6 protein-coding genes are annotated in these 7,653 nt (G+C 36.1%); 5 read left to right on the top strand and 1 reads right to left on the bottom strand.

Annotated features, from left to right (window positions below):
- Positions 1 to 346 precede the first annotated feature (346 nt).
- From ACY65O_RS15005 to polA, 3 genes are all read left to right on the top strand, one after another.
- Positions 347 to 1,078, top strand: a complete 732-nt coding sequence (locus ACY65O_RS15005; RefSeq protein WP_462221673.1) for an esterase family protein — start codon at positions 347 to 349, stop codon at positions 1,076 to 1,078.
- 74 nt (positions 1,079 to 1,152) lie between these two features.
- Positions 1,153 to 1,572: a hypothetical protein gene (locus ACY65O_RS15000; RefSeq protein ID WP_462221672.1), complete on the top strand. Its 420-nt coding sequence runs from the start codon at positions 1,153 to 1,155 to the stop codon at positions 1,570 to 1,572.
- Between the two features lie 370 nt (positions 1,573 to 1,942).
- On the top strand, positions 1,943 to 4,810 hold the full coding sequence (gene polA / locus ACY65O_RS14995) for a DNA polymerase I (RefSeq protein ID WP_462221671.1): 2,868 nt from the start codon (positions 1,943 to 1,945) through the stop codon (positions 4,808 to 4,810).
- Positions 4,811 to 4,840: 30 nt separating this feature from the next.
- Here the strand turns inward: polA and ACY65O_RS14990 are convergent, their stop codons facing one another.
- The gene (locus ACY65O_RS14990; protein ID WP_462221670.1) at positions 4,841 to 5,797 is read right to left on the bottom strand and encodes a transglutaminase domain-containing protein; all 957 of its coding nucleotides are present in this window, start codon (positions 5,795 to 5,797) and stop codon (positions 4,841 to 4,843) included.
- Positions 5,798 to 6,073: 276 nt separating this feature from the next.
- Here ACY65O_RS14990 and ACY65O_RS14985 point away from each other — a divergent pair, with 276 nt between their 5' ends.
- Positions 6,074 to 6,745: a DsbA family protein gene (locus tag ACY65O_RS14985; RefSeq protein ID WP_462221669.1), complete on the top strand. Its 672-nt coding sequence runs from the start codon at positions 6,074 to 6,076 to the stop codon at positions 6,743 to 6,745.
- A 207-nt stretch (positions 6,746 to 6,952) separates the two neighbouring features.
- Positions 6,953 to 7,546 (top strand): hypothetical protein, encoded by a 594-nt coding sequence (locus ACY65O_RS14980; protein ID WP_462221668.1) that lies wholly within the window; start codon positions 6,953 to 6,955, stop codon positions 7,544 to 7,546.
- Positions 7,547 to 7,653: the final 107 nt, after the last annotated feature.

Below are 7,653 nucleotides of genomic sequence, written 5' to 3'. Positions count from 1 at the left end.
ATCGCACATGGGAATGTAAATACAATCTTTACAGGCAACAAGGCCGCTACCCGACCCGCCGCCACCCGTACTTTTTTCCAGGCTAACTTCTTTCTGGCAACTGCATAAAAAAATGGTAATAATTAAAAGAGAAAAAATACTTGTTTTCATGTAAAGACTTTTAGTTTTTGATATCGCCCTGGCTCCAATATGCCTTTTAATGGCATCGTAGTATGCAGAAAGTGTTTAAAATTAGGTTGCTTCTAGTTATTTTACCTGCTTTTTTATAAAACATTTTTGAGATGCTTATTTTAAAATGCAGATAACTTATTTTTACAATGCCTGTACAAATATAATATTTAAACAAATGAAAAGAGAACTAACTTCCTGGTTTAGCCCCGCCTTACAAAAAGAAATGCCCATTGCCACTTATGGCGATTATGGTTTTGCTTTATTGCTGATACCCACTGCCGCTGCTGATTATTTAGAATACGAACGCTTTCAGCTGATGGATACATTGACGCCATATATAAACGCCGGAAAATTAAAAGTATTTTCTGTAAACAGTATTAATAATGAAAGCTGGCTGAATAACGACATGCTGGGTGAGCATAAAGCCATTCGCCACAACCAGTTTAACCATTATATTTATAACGAAGTAATTCCGTTTATAAAAAACAGCACTTCAAACGAAACACCCATTATTACCTGCGGTGCATCTTTTGGCGCATTGCACAGCATGAACCTTTTTTTAAAACGTCCCGATTTAATTAATGGTGTAATTGCCATGAGCGGCGTGTACGATCTTACAGAATACACCAAAGGTTTTTATGATGAGCAGGTATATTTTAATTCACCATCACATTACATTCCCAACCTAACCGATCACGGAGTTTTGGAACAGATACGCAGCAGCAATCATATTCATATACTCACCGGCAGCGGCGATTATGAAGACCCGGATGCATCGGGCAAATTCGCTTCGGTTTTATACGGCAAGGGCATTAATTACGAACTGGATGTGTGGGGCAGAGAATGGAAACACGACTGGCCAACCTGGCGGGCAATGTTACCGGCTTACTTAGAAACCCGGTTTTAATTTTTCCACATATGCAATAAAAAAGGCTCTTTTTCAGTTATCCTACCTGTTAAACCTGATAATAATCCTGATAAATGAAAAAACCTTTACTCCTGTTTGCAATAAAATGCTGTGTTATCATTTATTTTGCCGCCTGCACCAGCATTGATAAATTAGCAGTTTCCGAATCAATAACGCCTTTAGTAACCAAAGGCACCTGGAAGGTGAATTGCTTTAGCAATATCAACACTGATAACACCTGCGACTTTAAAGATTATACTTTTACTTTTAATACAGCCGGCGGCGTAACTGCTGTAAAAAATGGCGTTATTTTTACCGGTCACTGGATAGAAGATAATATCTCTAAAAAAATTACCATTCATTTTAAAAATTCTAATGCCGTACTAAATGGCTTAAATAAATACTGGGACATTACTTCCATTACCAACGATGGAATAAGCTTTGAAAAAACCAGCGAAAGGAACACCGAAAAATTTTACATCACCGCATTATAAAAATAGTTTTCTTACTAACCCAATGGCCGCTTTGTAATGAGGCGGCTTTTTTATTTTTTAGCCTGGCAGTATTTCTTTGTTCAAGTTCAGTGGCGTCGCACTCTTGTACTGCTAATCTTTATTGAACTTTTATTGCAGCGTATTATCCAAGCGATCGTGTAAATTTCTTTTAAAAAAATATCTAATAACAATCAGCCATTAAATCTACCCTAATAAAATCCGTCAGGTTGAGCTTGTCGAAACCGGGCCATTTGGAAAAGAGCCTCGTTTATTTGTGAACCCGCCTTCCACAAGCTCAGGCTTACTGTATAATTTTAATGTCTAATCGGTATAATTGTCATCAGCGTAGAGAAATTATTATCTTTACCTCATGCAAAAAAAATTATTTTTATTAGATGCGTTTGCACTGGTATTCCGTGCCTATTATGCATTAATCCGTAATCCACGTATTACAAGTAAAGGAAGAAATACCAATGCACAATTTGGTTTTACCAATACATTAATTGATCTTATAAAAAACCAAAACCCTACACACATGGCCGTGTGTTTTGATACGCATGCACCCACAGAACGCCATACCGATTTTGCAGATTATAAAGCCAACCGGCAGGAAACTCCTGAAGATATTTTATCGGCTGTGCCGGATATAAAAAAAATTATTGAAGGTTTTAATATTCCTGTAATTGCCATTGATGGTTACGAAGCCGATGATGTAATTGGTGCATTGGCAAAGCAGGCGGAAAAAGAAGGCTACGAAGTTTTTATGGTAACGCCGGATAAAGATTACGGACAATTGGTAAGCGACAATATTAAAATTTATAAACCGCCTTACCAGGGTGGTACAATAGAAATAATGGGGCCAAAAGAAGTTTGTGCAAAATGGGGCATAAAAAACGTAAGCCAGGTAATTGATATTTTAGGATTGATGGGAGATGCGGTAGATAATATACCCGGTATAAAAGGTGTGGGAGAAAAAACTGCTGCAAAACTTTTAGCCGAATACGAAACCTTAGAAAATATTTTACACAATGCCGATAAAATAAAAGGTTCCATTGGCGAAAAAGTAAGGGCCGGAAAAGAACTGGCAGTGATGAGTAAAAAATTAGCGACCATTATTACCAACGTACCCACTGCAGAATTTCACGAAGAGAATTTCCGCATTAAAGAAATGAATAAAGAGGTATTGAAAGAAATTTTTGAAGAGCTGGAATTTAAAACTTTAGGCAAACGTGTTCTGGGTGATGATATAAATGTAACTGCCGAAGTATGGAACCATACCAACGCAGAAAAACCAAAAGTGCAAAAAGCACCAACAGCACAAATGGATTTATTTGGTAACGTTATTGAGCAGCCGCAGCAAACCCCGGCGGCGGCTTCAAGCCCCGACGGCGGTTTGGAAGAGAATTTGATGATTGCAGACAAAAACATTAACAACACTCTTCACCATTACATTCTTGCAAATACAGATGAACTGATAAACCAATTAACTACTACACTAATTAACGAAACAGAAATTTGTTTTGATACAGAAACCACCGGCATTGATGCCAACGATGCAGAGTTAGTGGGTTTAAGTTTTTCGATAAAACCAACCGAAGGTTATTATGTGCCCTGCCCTGCAGATAAAGAAGCCTGCATTAAATTATTAAACAACTTTAAAGAAATATTCAACAACACAAAAATTACATGGGTTGGGCAAAATTTAAAGTACGATATGCTGATGCTGAAATGGTACGGCTTTGAACTGGCAGGAAATATTTTTGATACCATGCTGGCACATTATGTAATTGAACCCGATGGTAAAAGAAATATGGATGCATTAAGTGCAAAGTATTTAGGTTACGAGCCGGTGCATATTGAGGAATTGATTGGCAAAAAAGGAAAAGGGCAAGGCACCATGAGAGATGTAGAAGCAGAAAAAATAAAAGACTATGCCGCAGAAGATGCAGACATTACTTTGCAGCTAAAAAATATTTTTCTCCCCCAGTTAAAAGAAAAAGAAGTAGAAAAAGTTTTTTATGAAGTGGAAAACCCATTGGTAAAAGTATTAACAGCCATGGAGTTTGAAGGTATAAGAATTGATGAAGGTTTTTTAAATGATTACAGCAAAGAATTAGAAAGAGAAGCAAAAATTGCAGAAGAAAGTGTGTACAAGCAAGCCGGTGTTCGTTTTAATTTGGCCAGCCCTAAGCAATTAGGCGAAGTACTATTTGATAAGTTACAATTAGATCCCAAAGCTAAAAAAACAAAAACCGGTCAGTATGCAACCGGCGAAGAGGTGTTATTAAAATTAGCAGCGCAAAATAAAATTGTAGATGATATTTTAATTTTCAGGGAATACACCAAATTAAAATCCACTTATGTAGATGCATTGCCGCTGATGATAAATAAAAAAACAGGAAGAGTACATACTTCGTACGCACAGGCAGTTGCTGTTACCGGAAGATTGAGCAGCAATAATCCCAACCTGCAAAATATTCCTGTACGTACCGACAGGGGAAGAGAAATTAGAAAAGCATTTATACCAAGAGATAAAGATCATGTGTTGATCTCTGCCGATTATTCTCAAATTGAATTACGCATTGTGGCTGCCATCAGCGGCGATGTAAATATGTGTGAGGCTTTTACAACAGGAAAAGATATTCATACCGCCACTGCTGCAAAAGTTTTTAATGTAGATGAAAAAGAAGTAACCAAAGAAATGCGTTACAAAGCCAAGAGTGTAAACTTTGGTATTATTTACGGTCAGGGTGCATTTGGCCTTGCAGAAAATTTAGGTATCAGCAGAACAGAGGCAAAAGAAATTATCGATAATTATAAAAAGCAATTCCCCAACATTCAAAAGTATATGGATGATACCATCAACTTTGCCAAAGAAAACGGTTATGTAGAAACTTTGATGGGCCGCAAGCGTTGGTTAAAAGATATTAACTCGGCTAACTTTACGGTACGTGGTTTTGCCGAACGTAATGCTATTAATTCTCCTATACAAGGCAGTGCTGCTGATATGATAAAAATGGCGATGATAAAAATTCATGAAGAATTCAACAAACAAAATTTTAAAAGTAAAATGTTATTGCAGGTGCATGATGAATTGGTGTTTGATGCACACCGCAGCGAAATTGAAATTATTAAACCGGTAATTTTAAATTGTATGCAAACGGCGCTGGCTTTGCCTAATGGTGTGCCTACGGATGCGGAAATTGGAATGGGTGAGAATTGGTTAGAGGCACATTAGAATTTTATTGGTGAAGTAAGCCAATAAAATTTACTCCACTATTTTTATCCTGTATCTTATTGCTTTATTGTAATCAAAAAGCAGTTCAATATAATACAGAGATTTTTCGTTAACTACATAATCAAATGTATAGGTATCCCCGCTTTTTTTAAAAGGAATATAAACCTGTCTCTTTAGTGCCAGTGTATCCAGCATCATCTTCCTGGATTTTTCATCCTTATACCAAAGCGATGGATTTCTAAAAGTATTTGAATTAATTTGCAGTTGAGTAATATTTTTTTTATACCTAAAATTGAAATGAATTGTATCCCCCTTTTTTAATTGCAACACTCCGCTATCAGGTTTTTCATCATAAATATTTTCCAGTATTTGCGTAGTATAATAAAAAGGTTTATTAAAAAAAATCTGCTTCACAAAAGCTGGTTTCTCCATCCATTTACTATTGTCAGGGTAATGGTTTCTTGCCAGTCTCGAATATGGTGTTAGCCAATAATAATTTCCATATCCCTTCTGGTATTTTAATAGCTTTCCGGTTTCTTCATCTTCAGGACATCCGCCTGCAGCCCATGTTGGATCTAAATAGTACCATACGCTATCAATCATAACCGCATTCCATGCATGGTTAACGCTTAATGGGTTGCCCACGTGGTAGGGCTTATTTTTAACATAACCTTCAATAATTTCACATTTAATATTATTCAAATCACAAAGCCTTTTAAAAAGTTCAGCATAGCCGCCGCAAATTCCCTTTTTCTTTTTTAAAACAGCTTTAATATACTGTTCCTTCCACTCCGCAATTCTTTGAGAACAATCAACCACAGATTCACAATGTGGTTTTTTTATTGCTTTACCCTTGTTGATAAACTTATAATCGTAGGCTATGTTTTCTGTTATCCACCTGAAAATTGCTCTAACCTTGTAAATGTTGTCTGTGTATGGTTTTGTAAGATCCTGTGAAAGTTTTATTATATCCTTCTCATATTTCACAGTCTTAATAAAGCTATCTATAGTTTGAAAATCATAAGCATCAAATTTATTTTGCGCTTTTGAAGTAACACCTGTTATCAGCAGAAAAATAAAAAGGGTGATTTTGTTGTTCATTTTTATAAAACGGATAGTAAAATAAACAATGAATATAAAATTAAATCTTGAAAGCTGATTTAAAGAACTCCGGCCACAGGCTTAAAGTAAAGTTGATAATGCTTTGTTTTTGCATGCTCTCGTCGGTTATGCTGTATTTTTGTAACCTAATAAATGCATAAAATGAACCCCACATTAATTTACTGCTACGATGCTTACTGCGGCTGGTGTTATGGCTTTAGCCCGGTAATAAAAAAAATTGCAGAAGAATATAAAGATAAATTAGAGTTTGAAGTATTAAGCGGCGGCATGGTTATTAGCGAAGAAGCAAAACCTATCAGCGTTACCGCAGGTTATATACAACAGGCCTGTAAAGTAGTGGAAGAACATACCGGAATAAAATTTGGCAGCGATTATTTGTGGCATATTAATAATCCTGATTTAAGCGATTGGTATCCGTCGAGTGAAAAGCCTGCCATTGCCCTATGCATTTTTAAAGAATTTTATCCTGAGCGGCAAATTGAATTTGCTGCCGATCTGCAATATGCTTTGCATTACGAGGGCAGGGATTTATGCGATGATGAAGCCTACACCCATTTGTTAGAAAAATATTCTATTGTACCCGAAACTTTTTACACAAAACTAAAAAGTGAGCAATATAAAGAAATGGCTTATTACGAATTTGCCTTGTGCAAACAATTAAATGTGGATAGTTTTCCGCAGGTGTTAATACAACTGAGCGAAAATAAATTTTATCTTTTGGCAAAAGGTTTTACAGCTTATGAAGATTTGAAAGAAAGGATTGAAAGGGTGATAAAAGAAAGTGTAAATAAATCCCTTGGCGGAGTTATTTGAAAATTGATTTTTTGAAAGGCCCAGCGGGCCAAAATGTTAGTAGAAAATAAAATAGATCACACCATTTCAGCTCCATCGGAGCGGTATGTTTTATATTTCGCTCCGATGGAGCTTTAAAAGCATAATAAAACCGGCTTTCTACTAACATTTCGCCTCTCTGAGGCTAAGTAAATTAACTCCGCCAACGGGATAAATAAATAAAAATCTATGGGCTTATTTATTCATTACAGCGGAAGTATTAAAGAAGAAAAACTTATTGCACCAATGGTTGCAGAGGTAGAAGACATTTGCAAGTCGATGGGATGGGAGTATCATATATGGCAACAAAAAGAATTTGCAGCGGTAAAAAATGACATTGATTACACACCGGAACATTTTAATGGCATCAGCTTTAATGTAAAAGGTTGCGAAATGATAAGCCTTTGTTTTTTGCCCAACAAAAGAATGAGCAGTTTAATTAACTTAATGGCAAAGGATGTATATGATGAGGTGGAATGGATTTATTCGGTAAGTGTTAAAACACAATTTGCCGGCCCCGATGCACATATTGCCATTATAAAATTATTGCGCTATATCAGCAATAAATATTTAGACAACTTTAAAATGGATGATGAGGGATATTACTGGGAAACTAATGATGAACAAAAATTATTAAGCCAGTTTAAAATTTACAATTTTATACTGGATGAGTTTGCAAAAGGTTTAGAAGGTATGGAAGCTGTACCGGGGGAAGCGCCAATGTCACTGGCGGAAAGGATGGAAAAAGTATTCGCCGAAATTCATAAAAAATTAAACCCATAAAAAATAATCTTCTTACTTATAAATAAACGGTCTGTACTGTTGCCCAATGGTATGCCTTTGAACCGAGCGTGGCAACGATGATGCCATGAAAATATAAAGTTGGTAAC

It is taken from the genome of Ferruginibacter sp., from assembly GCF_031430955.1.
Classification (GTDB): domain Bacteria; phylum Bacteroidota; class Bacteroidia; order Chitinophagales; family Chitinophagaceae; genus Ferruginibacter.
This window is presented reverse-complemented; position numbering and strand designations above follow the sequence as displayed.